The following is a 12802-nucleotide window of genomic DNA, read 5'->3' on the forward strand; positions in this document are numbered from 1 at the left end:
TTTAGATAATGGTTTCCGGTGTCAGCACCCGTTTGGCACCGAGATAGTGATCCTGCCAGAAAGGCTCATTCAGAGTGCTAATGCGAATATCCTCGCCGGTTCTCGGCGATTCAATAAATTTGCCGTCGCCGAGATAAACGCCCACATGGTCGGCGTTTTGCTGGGTATGGATGTGGAAGAAGATCAGATCTCCGCGCCTTAACTGGCTCTGAGTAATGGTCTTGCCTCTGGCTCGGCGATACATGCCGTTGGCGGTGCGCGGCATCCCTTCCGTCAGCAGGCCATGGTAGGCGAAGTAGACCAATCCGCTGCAATCAAAGCCAATTCTCGGCGAGGTTCCTCCCCAGACATAGGGTTTCCCCAACTGTTTCATCAGGGTCGACATGGCTTTTTGCGTGGTCTGTTGCAGATGGTCGCGATAAGCCAGCGCAATGCTGTCGCTGCCTAGCGCCTCGGGAGCTACGCTTTCCCGTTTCTGATGGCTAAACCAGTCGGGATGTTGGGCGATAAGTTGGCGATTAGCCTGCCGCTGCGCCGCCGAGCTGTGCAGGTTTGAGGTGCTGGCCGTTTTCAGCGGCTTATCGCCGTAGCTGGTCGCTACCACCTTGACCGGATGGTGCATCAGCAGCTCACGATTTTTGGCCCGCTGCTGGGCGGCGAAGCTTAGCTTCACCGTCGGCGCAGGGGTTTTCTTGTTACTGGTTATCTTGGGTTTACTGCTGACTTTGTGCACCTTCTTCTTCACCACCTGACTACGCTGGGTCGGCGCGGCGATGGCGCGCAGCGGCGTCATCGCCAGCAGCAGACAGCCGCTCATCACAAAAGCAGCCAGCAGGCGACGTGCCGTTGAGGCCCCCGGCTCATGCAGCGTCGGCAAGAGCACCGAAGGTTCACATATCAGGTTGAAGATGTTCATCACATTTACTCTGCGGACGCCGAAGTCGATGCCGACAGCCCCTCCCGCTTCTCTATTTTTTGCGTCAGCGGCTCGACCACTTTATCGCCGCGATCGCCAAAGAATTCATACAGCGAATCTGACGCGGTTTTGGTTAGCACCATGATTTCTATCCGGCGATTGCGAGCGCTTTCTGGATTTTTCGGGTCCAGCAGCATCTGATCGGACATAGCGTTAACCTGTAGCACTTTGCCTTTGGCAAGGCCGGCCTGCTCTAGCACGCGACGTGCCACCAGTGCGCGGTCACCGGACAGATTCCAGTTGTTGTACATCGCCTGGTTTTTGTACATCACCGCGTCCGTGTGGCCGCTGATAATGATTTTGTTATCAATGTTGTTGAAGGTCGGCGCCAATTCGGTCAGCAAGGTGCGGAAGAACGGCGTCAGGCTGGCGCTGCCGCGCTGGAACATATCGCGATCATGGCCGTCCTGAATCAGTACTCGCAAGCCCTGCGGGATCACTTCAATCTCCAAATTGGCTTCCATATGGTTTTTCTTGGCGATGGTGTTGATATTGGCCGCCAGTTCACTCAGCTCGCGGGCCGATTTTTTGCTGCTTAGCGCGTCCATCTTGTCGGCGGCGTTCACCTCTTGCTGGCGCACATTCACCGGCGGCTTTTCTTCCGGTTTTGGCGGCGTCGGCTTAGGTTTCTCAATGACCGGCGGCGTTTTTTGCGGCTCTTTATAGGTCACCGGCAGCGGCTTGGCGATAACAGAATTGTTCTTGCCAATCGAGCTAAGGGGGGCAAACACATTGCCTTTGAAAATCGACTGGTCATGCAGCGCGGCGACAATCTCTTCGCGCTCTTTTTGGTTAACTGAGCTGACAATCAACTTCGTGGTGGTGACCAAGGGGGCCGAGCGTATTTCCGAGGTATCGGCGCGATTCACCCTCGACGCCATGCCGGGCAAACAGATGGCGATCGACGCCGACCTGAATGCCGGGCTTATCAACCAAGAGCAGGCGCGAACCCGCCGCAAAGAGATCGCCAGCGAGGCGGATTTCTACGGCGCAATGGACGGGGCGTCGAAGTTTGTCCGTGGGGACGCCATCGCCGGGATGATGATCTTAATGATCAACCTGATCGGCGGTATCTGTATCGGTATCTTTAAATATGACCTGAGCGCCAGCGCCGCCTTCCAGCAGTATGTCTTGCTGACCATCGGTGATGGTTTGGTGGCGCAAATCCCGTCCCTGCTGCTCTCCACCGCAGCGGCAATTATTGTTACCCGCGTCAACGACAGCGGCGATATGGCCACGGAGATGAAGCGTCAGTTGCTGGCCTCGCCAATGACGCTCTACACGGCGGCGGGCGTGATGTTTGTGCTGGCGGTGGTGCCAGGCATGCCGCATCTGCCGTTCCTCTCTTTCACCGCGATGCTGGCTTACACCGCGTGGCGCATCAGCCGCCAGCCTAAGGCGGCAGTCAATGAAGCCGAGCAACTGGCGGAAATCTCGAAAAATATCAGCGAAGATATCGAGCAAACTGTCAGTTGGGAAAGCATTCCGCTGATTGAGCCAGTGGCGATTAGCCTTGGCTACAAGCTGGTGACGCTGGTTGATAAGTCCAAAGGCAGCCCGCTCACTCAGCGAATACGCGGCGTGCGGCAGGTGGTGTCAGAAACCTACGGCGTGCTGCTGCCCGAGGTGCGAATTCGTGAGAATTTCCGCCTAAAGCCGACCCAGTACATTATTACCGTTAACGGCATCAAGCAGGCCAGCGGCACGCTGCCCGCCGATAAACTGATGGCGCTACCCTCCAGCGAAACCTATGGCGAGGTGGACGGCCAGCTCGATAATGACCCGGCCTACGGCATGCCGGTGACCTGGATAACGCCGGACCAGAAGCCGCACGCGCTTAATCTGGGCTATCAGGTGGTGGACTGCGCCAGCGTAGTGGCAACTCACGTCAACAAGGTGCTGCGCCAGCATATTCCTGACCTGTTTAACTATGACGACATCACCCTGCTGCACAACCGGCTGGCGTCGATGTCCCCCAAACTGGCGGAAGATCTCAACGGCGCCCTCAATTACAGCCAGCTGCTGCGCATCTATCGCATGCTGCTGCAAGAAGGGGTGTCGCTGCGCGATATCGTGGTGATCGGCACTACGCTGCTGGAAAGCGCAGCCACCACCAAAGACGCCTTCCTGCTGGCGGCCGACGTGCGTTATGCCCTACGCCGCAGCATCACGGCGAGCATGGTGCAGGGCAGCGCGCTGTCGGTTTACACCCTGCATCACGAGCTGGAAACGCTGCTGATGACGGCCTTTAATCAGACGCAAACGGCGGGTAAAACGCCGCTCGACAGCATTCCGCTGGACCCTAACCTGCTGACACAGTTCCAAAATACGCTGCCAAAAGTCAAAGAGCAGATGAAAGCCATTGGTAAAGAGCCGGTGCTGCTGGTGCCGCCGCAGCTGCGCCCGCTGCTGTCGCGCTATGCCCGTTTATTCGCGCCGGGGCTGCACGTGCTCTCCTTCAATGAAATCCCCGATGAACACGAACTGCGTATTGAAGGCAGTCTGACGTAACGCCCTTCCCCCGCGCCTTATTTTGGGCGCGGGATATTAAAATTGTGGTTTTTGCTAGCACTGACATAAATATGTCCGACAACTTAGGCTACGCTATAAATAATGTCATTTTGCTGGAAGCCCGGTTATGTCGTTAGCCACTCACCCGACCTCCTCCGTTTTAAAGAAGAGCTATTACAGCGCGGATCAAAGCCTCTCCCTCGGCCAATTGGACGTGGAGAAAATCGAGCAGATCGCCCGTGATTTGGATATTTCAGCCAGCGACAAAGAGCATTACGTCACCGGCTGGATGGGGCAAAACAGCGTGGTGCTGGTACGCAATTATCAAGACAAACGCGGCGCGTCTAACGGCTTGGTGATGTCACGCGGCCAGCGTTACAAGCTCAGCGTGCAGGCCATCAAGTTCCGCATTCCGAAATTCCTGCTGTGGATGACGCTGCGCCGCAGGCCGCGCACCATGTCGGTGGTCGGTTATACCCGCCTTGGCGCACAGGCTACCGGCTTGCAGCAGTTCCACACGCTGGCCGACAAAAGTTTGAAACAACAGTTGGAAAACGACTGGCGCGAGCTTAATGACTACCTCGGCATGGCGTGCTGGCAGATGGAAAACAATCAGCCAATGTGGCGCAGCGTGCAGCGGGAGATCTCGCCGCAGGCCCTGTGGTATCTGGCTGACAGCGATCTGTTCAGCGGTAAGAAACTGCAAAAGGATGGCGATTTTGAAGGGATGTGGACCAAGAATCGTTTCCTCGGCCGCCGCACTGGCGAGCACGCGGCGCTGCTGATTTCCTGGCGCGACGAGGAGAATGATGACATCGCCAGCTACCTCTATGAACGGGTGACCGCCAACCAGATTCGGCTGTCGCTGCGCCCGCGCAAAGAGGAGAAGTTCTACCCGTTGAACCCGTTCGACGCCGAGCATTTGCAGCAGGCGCTGTCGATGTTCAAGCAGGTAGAACCTGAGTTATGCCATAACAAGATCCGAGCCTGACGGCAGAGTTCGCGCGGTTACCACCACTGGTGAAAATGGTGAACCGGGCCGATACCTTGCCCCACCTCCAGCGAATCCGCCTGCACCAGCGCCTGCTGCAGATAAGCCTTCGCGGCGCGGACGGTGTCCGGCCAGTTATCGTGGCGCGGGCGCAGAGCCGCCAACGCCGCCGACAGCGTGCAGCCTGTGCCATGAGTGTGTCGAGTCTCAACCCGCGGCGCGGTAAAGCGCTCGCGGGATCCGCGCATAAACAGCCAGTCCGGGCTTTCGCTATCCGTTAAATGCCCGCCCTTCATCAGCACCGCGTCACAGCCCATCGCCAGCAACGCTTCTCCCTGCTCTCGCATCTCTTGCTCATTCTGCGCCATGTCGCACTCCAGCAGCGCCGCCGCCTCCGGCAGGTTTGGCGTGATAATCGCTACCTGCGGCAGCAGCAGGCGTCGCAAAGCTTCAACCGAATCCGCCGACAGCAGCGGATCGCCGCTTTTAGCCAGCATCACGGTGTCCAGCACCACAAACGGCGGCTGATAGTGCCGAAGGCGCTCGGCCACGGCGTCGACAATATCGCTGTTAGCCAGCATGCCGATTTTGGCGGTATCAATGCGCACGTCGCCGAGTACCGAGTCCAGCTGCGCCGCCACAAAAGCCGGGTCGATGTTGTAAACCGACTGCACGCCACGGGTGTTTTGCGCCACCAGCGCGGTGATAACGCTGGTGCCGTAAGCCGCCAGCGCCGAGAAGGTTTTCAGGTCAGCCTGAATCCCCGCACCGCCGCTCGGGTCAGTCCCGGCAATGGTTAAAGCATTGATACGCTTCATACTGCTTCCCCCGACGTCAGCATCTCACCATTCAGCAGCCACAGGTTGTCGAGGAAAGCCGGGGTAAAGCTGCCCGGCCCGCGCGCCTCGTGGCAAGCTCTTTCGCCCGCGCACGACATCACCCGGCAAGCCGCCGCGACGTTATCCAGCAGATCGCCGGGCAGGGAAACAAAAGCCGCCACCACCGCCGACAGCGCGCAGCCGGTGCCGACAATGCGGGTCATCAGGGCGTCGCCGCCTGTCACAGCAAGGCTACGCGCGCCGTCAGTGACATAATCAACTTCCCCCGTCACCGCCACGATAGCCCCGGTTTCGCGAGCCAAGGCTTCGGCGGCGGGCAGCGCGGAGAGCGAGTCGTCGCCGCTATCCACGCCGCGCCCGGTAGAGGTTAAGCCACTTAACGCACGGATCTCAGAGGCGTTTCCACGAATCGCGGCAGGATGAAGTTTGATTAACTGGCGGCAAAACTCAGTGCGCAGACCCAGCCCGCCGACGGCCACCGGGTCCAGCACCCAAGGCTTCCCAGCTTGATTAGCCGAGTTAACCGCCGCCAGCATGGCGTCGGCATGAGGCTGAGTCAGCGTCCCGACGTTAATCAGCACCGCATCAGCAATGGCGCTGAACTGCGCGGCTTCGGTTGGGTCCACCACCATCGCGGGGGAGGCATTCAACGCCAGCAGCACATTGGCCGTAAAGGATTGCACAACATCATTAGTCAGACAGTGAACCAGCGGCTTAGCGTGACGCAGGTTTTCGAGGGCAGCGGCAGCAGAGTTGCCGGAAAAAACGGAAGGTCGAGTGTTCATATTTCTCCCAACCGGCGCTAAAGAAGGCGGTATCGGGAGAGATACCTGACTTCCCTACGCTGGCATAATCCAGATCAGGTAATACGGGTAAGGTCTCAGCCCTTTCTTTCACAAGAAGGACACCCCGAGTCAACGAAAGCCATTATTGGTTGGCACGTCTGGAAGATCAACCTAGAATCGTCGAAGCGGGTAACAATGGAGAAGATGTCTTGCAGATACGCCCTTATGAAGAAGCCGATCGCCCTTTTTTACGCACCCTGTACCTCGCGTCACGCAAGGATACGTGGACTTGGATGGACACCGATGATTTTCAACTCGAAGATTTCGACCGCGCCATCCTTGGAGAAACGGTGATCGTCGCCGAACACCAAGGGAAACTGCTAGGTTTCGCTTCCATCTTCACTCAAGAGAATTTCCTGCATAACCTGTTCGTAGACCCCGCCCACAAAGGCACCGGCGTCGGCAGCGCCCTGCTCCACGCCAGCGAAGCCATGTTCACCGGCACTGGTTCACTGAAGTGTTTGCTCAAGAGTAAAAACTCCGTCGGATTTTATCTCGCCAAGGGATGGGAGGTTGTCGCCGAGGGCGAGAGTCCAAAAGGGGATTATTATCTTTTTCATTTCTTGAAGAAATAATGCCCTTGGCGGGCGGCCTAAATCTTTAAATTCAAATTCAAATTCAAAACCGTGCGCTGCCGCCACACCGGCCTCAAGGGGCGCCTATCGCCGCGCCCCTTGAGAATCCCCGGCTCTTTACTGCGCGCTCCGCTCGTTAGGCGGACGTGTTTCAGGTAATTCAGTTCTCCACCGCAAAATGTCGCCGCTTAGGCGGTGCCTTCGCTTCAGGCTTCGAGCCTAAGGTCTCGAAGCCTGAAATTCGGGAACCGCCTAAGCGGCGGCACTTCGCGACAATCACCGTGGCCGCTGAAACACGTCCATCCCGCTCCTGCGAAGCCTCGATCACACAGCAATAAAAACGCAGGGTTCCAAGGGAGGCGCGTTTACGCCTCCCTTGGTCGGTGTGGGCCGACGCCCACGACCTTGAATTTGAATTTGAATTTGAATTTAAAGATGCAATAGAAAAAGGGGAAAGCGGGATTAAACGCCGCAACGTTTACCCCACTCCCCCCTTCACTGGGCAGTGATGATCAGCCGGGGATCACTCCCCGCGCAAATCCTTCACATCTTTATCTTTCACATTTAACGCTGGCTGAGCACCAAACTCTTTAAACATATAAGTGCTCAGCGTGGCGATCTGCTTGTCACTCAGGGTGTCAGCAAAGCCCGGCATAAACACGTCGCCGTCGTTAGTTTTGCGCGATACGCCGTGCAGGATAACGTTGACCAAGTTGTTTGGCGTCTGGGCACCTACTACGCTGTTTTTCATCAGCGATGGGTAATAGCCGTCTTGGCTGCCCTGACCGCCGAAGCTGTGGCAGCTTGCGCAGTTGCCGAGGAACAGGCGCGCGCCGTCGGTTTCCTGACTGGCTTTGAATGGCACGCCGCGCAGGTTGTCTACGCTGGTGCTCTCATGGCCCCAATCAGAACGGCTCTTGGTGACGGATGAATCCGCCTGCGGCTTCAGCGTCTGGATGTAAGTCGCCATCGCGTTCAGGTCGGCATCGGTCAGATGACGAGTACTGTTCTCGATAACTTCCGCCATCGGGCCTGCGGCCTGCGCTTTGCCACTGACGTGACCAGAACGCAGATACTGCACGATGTCGCCTTTGCTCCAGCTACCAATCCCGGCGTTTTTGTCGGAAGAGATGTTGAACGCGGTCCAGCCGTCAACCTCGGTTCCGGCGTAAGGCTTGCCGTCTTTCATCCCCATGGTGATGTTACGCGGGGTGTGGCACTCGCCGCAGTGACCTAAGCCTTCGACCAGATATTTACCCTGATTCCACTCGGCAGACTGCGCGGTGTCTGGCTCAAAACGCTTGCTGTCGAAGTTCACCAGATTCCAGAACCACATGCCCCAGCGCTGGTTGAACGGGAACGGCATCTCGTTTTCACGATTTTGCTGATGCACCGGCGGCAGGCTGAACAAGTAGGCCTTAATGGCTTTCACGTCGTCATCTTTCAACAGCGTGTAAGAGGTGTACGGGAAGGCTGGATACAAGTGCTGACCCTCTTTGTTCTTACCCTCGTGGACCGCGCGCAGGAAGTCTTCGTCGCTCCATGTGCCGATGCCCGTCTCTTTATCCGCCGTGATATTTGGCGAATATAGGGTACCCATTGGGGTTTTAAAGGCTAAGCCGCCGGCAAAAGGTTTACCGTCTTTGGTGGTGTGACAGGCCACGCAGTCCGCGGCCTGCGTCAGGTATTCACCGCGTTTAATCAGGTCCACGCCAGACTCTTCGGCCTGCGCCGCCAGACTGAACAAACCGACAGCTGCCATCAGGCTAAGGGTTAACTTTTTCATCATTACACCTCCGCCTTTAATGTTTCTGCAATCCGCAGCGAGAGCGCCGCAATGGTCAAGGTACAGTTTACCGAGCCGACGGTCGGCATGACCGCGCTACTGGCGATAAACAGGTTCTTATGGTCATGGGTGCGACAGTCGGTATCCACCACCGAGTCTTTCGGGTCGTGGCCCATGATAGTGGTGCCGGTAATGTGGTTGTTGTTGGCAAAGTCTTTGAAGTAAGTGATGTCGGTGCCGCCCATCAGGCGCGCAGCATCGGCATAGACTTTGTAGGTGTGCTCAGCACTTTTACGCACATAGTCGTCCATCGCGTAGTAGAACTCCGGCTTCGGAATGCCCAGTTTGTCTTTCTCAGTGGCACTCGGAATGATGCGGTTTTCCGCGTGCGGCAGGATCTCGTGAAAGCTGTCGAAACGCACGTAGCGCGAAGAACGATCGCGAATACGCTTGTCGAGGTCTGGCCCAAGGATCAGCTCGCCCTTTTGGCTCAGCAGACGCCCTGCTTCCTGATCGGTCCGGGAGACGTTCGACAGGTGGATTTTCTTCGCGGCGTACTCTTTGCGGAAGTCACCGTCGCGGAAGCCCACCATGGAGGTCATCTCCTGCGGCCCGCGCCCCGGCCACAGCGGCTCGTTGGCGTAAAACTCAACGCCGACGCCCGGGTGGTCCATAAGGTTGCGGCCCACTTGGTCAGAACTGTTACCCACGCCGTTCGGGTTCTTGTCATTGGTGGACATCAGCATCAGTTTAGGGATTTCGATGCCGTTCGCCGCCAACACGAAGTATTTCGCTTCAGCACGATGCTCATTGCCCTGCGGGTCTTTGAACAGCGCGGCGGTGATCTCCTGCTTGTCATTGACTTCCAGCTTGTACACCACGGATTCAGGACGCAGAACTGCACCGTTTTTCTCGGCTTTCTCAACGTGGGTGATGCCGTTGTACATCGCGCCAATCGGGCAGATCGGCATGCAGTTGTTATTACCACAGCAGGTCGGGCGGCCATCGTAAGGGCGGCTGTTACGCGCCACCGGCTCAGTCACTACATAGTAACCATTGTTGTTGAGCACGGTTTTCAGGCGCTGTTCGTTATAAGAGAGCGGCAGAGGTTCCATTGGGTATGGCGCACTGCGCGGCGAACCCAGCTCTTCATTGTTCGGCCCCCACACGCCCAGCTCTTGCTCGGCGCGGAAGTACCATTTCTCCAACTCGCCGTACTCCATCGGCCAGTCGCGGCCAACGCCGTAGAGAGATTTAATCTTGAAGTCGTTCGGCAGGAAGCGCCACGCGGAGGCCGCCCAGTGCCAGGTTGTGCCACCCACCACGCGGATAAACTGCGCGTCGTACGGGTGTTCACCCTTCTGAATCAGATAGTTATTGCTTGGATTCGCTTCAGGATGCGGCGCGTAGTCGGTAGACGGATACGGCTTCATGTTGTCCGACTTGTCGGCCTGATTGCGGAAATTCTCGACAATTTCCCAGCGAGACAGGCGCGGGCCTGCTTCCAAAATTAAGACGTTTTTCCCCGCCTTCGCCAGCTCGTTTGCCACTAAACCACCGGCAACGCCTGAGCCAATGACAACGACGTCAGCTTTTAATGTGTCAGCCATGTTCTTTTTTCCTTAATTAAAGCGCGACATCGGGCTTGGCAGCCCAGTAGCCAGGACGATTGGTACAGTAAGAGCGGATCACCAGCACATCGGAGACCGCCTCAAACATCAGCGCTTTTTCATAAGTCACGACTGCAATGTCTTGCCCTTCGCCCACCTGCCCCAAATACCAGCCTTGCAGGATAATGCGCGCGGCGTCTTGCTGTGGCTGAGCCCAGCTCGACGGCGCCCCGGCAGGCAGTGTTTGCAGTGAGTCCAACTGCGCGGCGATGTCAGGTTTGCGCTGTAAAATCGCCGCATACAGACGTTGGCCAATCACCGGGTTGAGGTGCTTTTTGCCGGTCAGTGCGCGGGAAATACGTAAGAACTTGTCGACATCGACCGGCGAAGGTTCGCCGTCGGCGGCAAAAGCTTTTAGCGGAATAGGCATCATCAGGCTGCTGGCCAGTCCGACGCCGATATAACCCAATAAGCGACGACGTGAAACGCCGCTGACGCGAAGCGTCTTCGAAGGGGTATCAGACATTGCATTTTCTCCTAAAAAACAGCGGGATGGCGGATGAACGGACATCCGTGGGCTGCGCCCTTCATCAACGCGCTGTCACCCTAACGGGTGAGTAAAGTGCACAATTCAATGGTTGTACGCGGTGTTATCTACCGGCTTGTATGATGCGGAGAGGATTATTTTTTATGCGCATCATTGTTATAAAAGTAGCCGATATGTAAAGAAACGTCGGCATGATACAACACGATATGCAGGGATAATATGTTGATGTGGTTCATTTCGTGCTAAATATTGATTTACACAAAAAATTAAATCAATAAATACAAGTATTTAGTTGTTTTTTATTTATTTTATAGCGTGAAATAAATCAGCAAATTTTTCTTGTTTGATGCGCATTTTTTAGCTGTCTCAGGGCAACCGTAATTTTTTACCCCTCTACGTCAAAAAATCTTGTTGTTGTTGATAGCACAGACTTTTATTTTGCTATTCTGCTTTCACGCCGTTTTTGATGATTATCGCACGGTGAAATTTGCTTTTAGTGCTATACATAATTTGACAAGCCACTTACACACTTAAGGCTCCTCCAATGAAAAAAACGAAGATTTTGCAAGCTGCGCTCATTGCCGGTGCAGTATTGCTTGCAGGGTGTACAAGTCAGATCACTAAATCGGATAAATATTCTGGCTTCCTCGGCGATTATTCTGGTTTAAAAGAGACCAAAACACCGTCCGGAAAAACGGTATTACGCTGGGTTGATCCGTCCTTCAACGCTTCTAACTATTCACATGTTCTCTACCAGCCAATCACCTTCTACCCGCAGCCTCAGCCAAATGCGCAAATCGACAAACAGACCTTGGATGGCGTGCTGGATTACACCAATAACCGTCTGAAATCGTCTATCGCGCAGCGTCTTCCGCTGACCGACCACGCTGGTCCTCGCACCTTAATCTTTAAAGGTGCCATCACCGGGGTGAGCACTGCGGCAGAGGGTTTGCAGTTCTATGAAGTGATCCCAGTGGCGTTAGTTGTTGCTGGCGCAGAAACCGCCAGTGGCCACCGCACCCGCGATACCGAACTCTATTTCGAAGCTGAGCTGATCGACGCCAGCACCGGTAAAGTGGTTGTGAAAGTGGTGCGTAAAGGCCTGGGTAAACAAGTCTCTAACGACAGCCAAAAAGTGACCCTGAACGACCTGAAAGGCGTGGTAGACAGCCTGGCGACCGACGCCGTGCAGTTCAACCCAGCCCCGCAAAAGTAAGTGTTCGAGTGGAAGTGAAAAAGCAGCCTGCGGGCTGCTTTTTTTGTTTTTAGGACGGGTGTTGGAAAAAAATCAGAAAATGGTTGGAAAATGTCTCGCAAATAAGCATGTAATTTTTTGAAAATTAAGCCAATGACTTTATGTAGCGCCGAGATTGGTCTCTAATCCTTGAATATTGTTATTGATTAATAATTCAACTCAAATGCCGCAGGCGATATCAAAAAATGATATCATTAAGCCAACATGGCGCATTGCAACTAAAAGGATTTAGGGCACCAGCATGTTGAACGCTAACCATCTAAAGACATTGAATATCATCTTTTCCACACCAACATCTCGCACGCTGGAATGGCGTAAGATCGAGAATTTATTTGTTGCGCTTGGCGCACTCGTTACAGAAGGGAAAGGATCGCGAGTGAGGTTTGAAATTCAGCGAGTGGTTGCCTCATTTCATCGTCCCCATCCAGAGAAAGAGGCAAAAGTTTATCAAGTCAGAAGTGCCAGAATCTTTCTTGAAACAATAGGAGTCATTCCATGAGTACCATGATTTATCAGGGTTATGCGGCAAAAATTGAATACAGCGAAGAAGACCAATGCCTGATCGGGCATATCGCTGGCATTAGGGACGTCATAGGCTTTCATGCCGATAATGTGACTGATTTGCGAAATGCTTTTGAGGAAGCTGTCGATGACTATCTCAGCTATTGCGCCGAACAAGGCAGGTCACCACAGCGCCCAGCCAGCGGAAAAATCAGTTTACGCATCCCACCTGAAGTCCATTCAGCCATTAATGTTGCCGCGGAGATTTCAGGCAAAAGTGTTAATCAATGGATTAACGATATGCTCTCACGCATGGTGTATGACCCAATGCACACAGATAAATCTGTTTAATCCCCTTCAGCCCTT

General features: G+C 55.1%; 12 protein-coding genes, 1 pseudogene and 1 riboswitch. Of the genes and pseudogenes, 6 read left to right on the plus strand and 7 right to left on the minus strand.

Annotated elements, in window-relative coordinates; genetic code table 11:
• Nucleotide 1: 1 nt before the first annotated feature.
• Entirely contained in the window at nt 2–916 is a 915-nt protein-coding gene (locus ACT3RT_RS08935; RefSeq protein ID WP_485901938.1) for a C40 family peptidase, read from the minus strand.
• Between the two features lie 5 nt (nt 917–921).
• Nucleotides 922–1845 (minus strand): OmpA family protein, encoded by a 924-nt coding sequence (locus ACT3RT_RS08940; protein WP_496202832.1) that lies wholly within the window; start codon nt 1843–1845, stop codon nt 922–924.
• On the opposite strand from ACT3RT_RS08940, the pseudogene ACT3RT_RS08945 reads away from it, so the two are divergent.
• Both ACT3RT_RS08945 and ACT3RT_RS08950 read left to right on the plus strand, forming a co-directional pair.
• Nucleotides 1778–3487 (plus strand): annotated as a pseudogene (locus ACT3RT_RS08945) (flagellar biosynthesis protein FlhA); the annotation flags it as partial. The gene ACT3RT_RS08940 and the pseudogene ACT3RT_RS08945 sit on opposite strands and share 68 nt — an antisense overlap.
• 127 nt (nt 3488–3614) lie before the next feature.
• Nucleotides 3615–4478: a hypothetical protein gene (locus tag ACT3RT_RS08950; RefSeq protein WP_485901677.1), complete on the plus strand. Its 864-nt coding sequence runs from the start codon at nt 3615–3617 to the stop codon at nt 4476–4478.
• Between the two features lie 17 nt (nt 4479–4495).
• Here ACT3RT_RS08950 and thiD read toward each other — a convergent pair whose 3' ends face one another.
• Entirely contained in the window at nt 4496–5296 is an 801-nt protein-coding gene (gene thiD / locus ACT3RT_RS08955) for a bifunctional hydroxymethylpyrimidine kinase/phosphomethylpyrimidine kinase (RefSeq protein WP_485901679.1), read from the minus strand.
• A complete protein-coding gene (thiM, locus tag ACT3RT_RS08960; RefSeq protein WP_353501263.1) occupies nt 5293–6102 on the minus strand; it encodes a hydroxyethylthiazole kinase in 810 nt (269 codons plus the stop codon). The genes thiD and thiM overlap by 4 nt, the downstream gene beginning before the upstream one ends.
• A gap of 34 nt (nt 6103–6136) precedes the next feature.
• Nucleotides 6137–6239, minus strand: a riboswitch (TPP riboswitch).
• Nucleotides 6240–6311: 72 nt separating this feature from the next.
• On the opposite strand from thiM, the gene ACT3RT_RS08965 reads away from it, so the two are divergent.
• The gene (locus ACT3RT_RS08965) at nt 6312–6737 is read left to right on the plus strand and encodes a GNAT family N-acetyltransferase (protein WP_496202919.1); all 426 of its coding nucleotides are present in this window, start codon (nt 6312–6314) and stop codon (nt 6735–6737) included.
• Between the two features lie 523 nt (nt 6738–7260).
• Here ACT3RT_RS08965 and ACT3RT_RS08970 read toward each other — a convergent pair.
• The 3 genes from ACT3RT_RS08970 to ACT3RT_RS08980 are packed head-to-tail and all read right to left on the minus strand — an operon-like array spanning nt 7261 to nt 10659.
• Nucleotides 7261–8499, minus strand: a complete 1239-nt coding sequence (locus ACT3RT_RS08970; protein WP_485901942.1) for a c-type cytochrome — start codon at nt 8497–8499, stop codon at nt 7261–7263.
• Nucleotides 8500–8525: 26 nt separating this feature from the next.
• The gene (locus ACT3RT_RS08975) at nt 8526–10133 is read right to left on the minus strand and encodes a GMC family oxidoreductase (protein WP_353501261.1); all 1608 of its coding nucleotides are present in this window, start codon (nt 10131–10133) and stop codon (nt 8526–8528) included.
• 16 nt (nt 10134–10149) lie between these two features.
• Entirely contained in the window at nt 10150–10659 is a 510-nt protein-coding gene (locus tag ACT3RT_RS08980) for a sugar dehydrogenase complex small subunit (protein WP_496199557.1), read from the minus strand.
• 565 nt (nt 10660–11224) lie between these two features.
• On the opposite strand from ACT3RT_RS08980, the gene ACT3RT_RS08985 reads away from it, so the two are divergent.
• The 3 genes from ACT3RT_RS08985 to ACT3RT_RS08995 all read left to right on the plus strand — a co-directional run bounded on the left by ACT3RT_RS08985 (nt 11225) and on the right by ACT3RT_RS08995 (nt 12787).
• The gene (locus tag ACT3RT_RS08985; protein ID WP_485901684.1) at nt 11225–11896 is read left to right on the plus strand and encodes a DUF3313 domain-containing protein; all 672 of its coding nucleotides are present in this window, start codon (nt 11225–11227) and stop codon (nt 11894–11896) included.
• Nucleotides 11897–12176: 280 nt separating this feature from the next.
• Nucleotides 12177–12434, plus strand: a complete 258-nt coding sequence (locus tag ACT3RT_RS08990; protein WP_154146338.1) for a type II toxin-antitoxin system HicA family toxin — start codon at nt 12177–12179, stop codon at nt 12432–12434.
• On the plus strand, nt 12431–12787 hold the full coding sequence (locus ACT3RT_RS08995; protein WP_353501258.1) for a type II toxin-antitoxin system HicB family antitoxin: 357 nt from the start codon (nt 12431–12433) through the stop codon (nt 12785–12787). Before ACT3RT_RS08990 ends, ACT3RT_RS08995 begins: the two co-directional genes overlap by 4 nt.
• Nucleotides 12788–12802 lie beyond the last annotated feature (15 nt).

This window comes from Ewingella sp. AOP9-I1-14 (assembly GCF_052375995.1).
GTDB lineage: Bacteria > Pseudomonadota > Gammaproteobacteria > Enterobacterales > Enterobacteriaceae > Ewingella > Ewingella allii.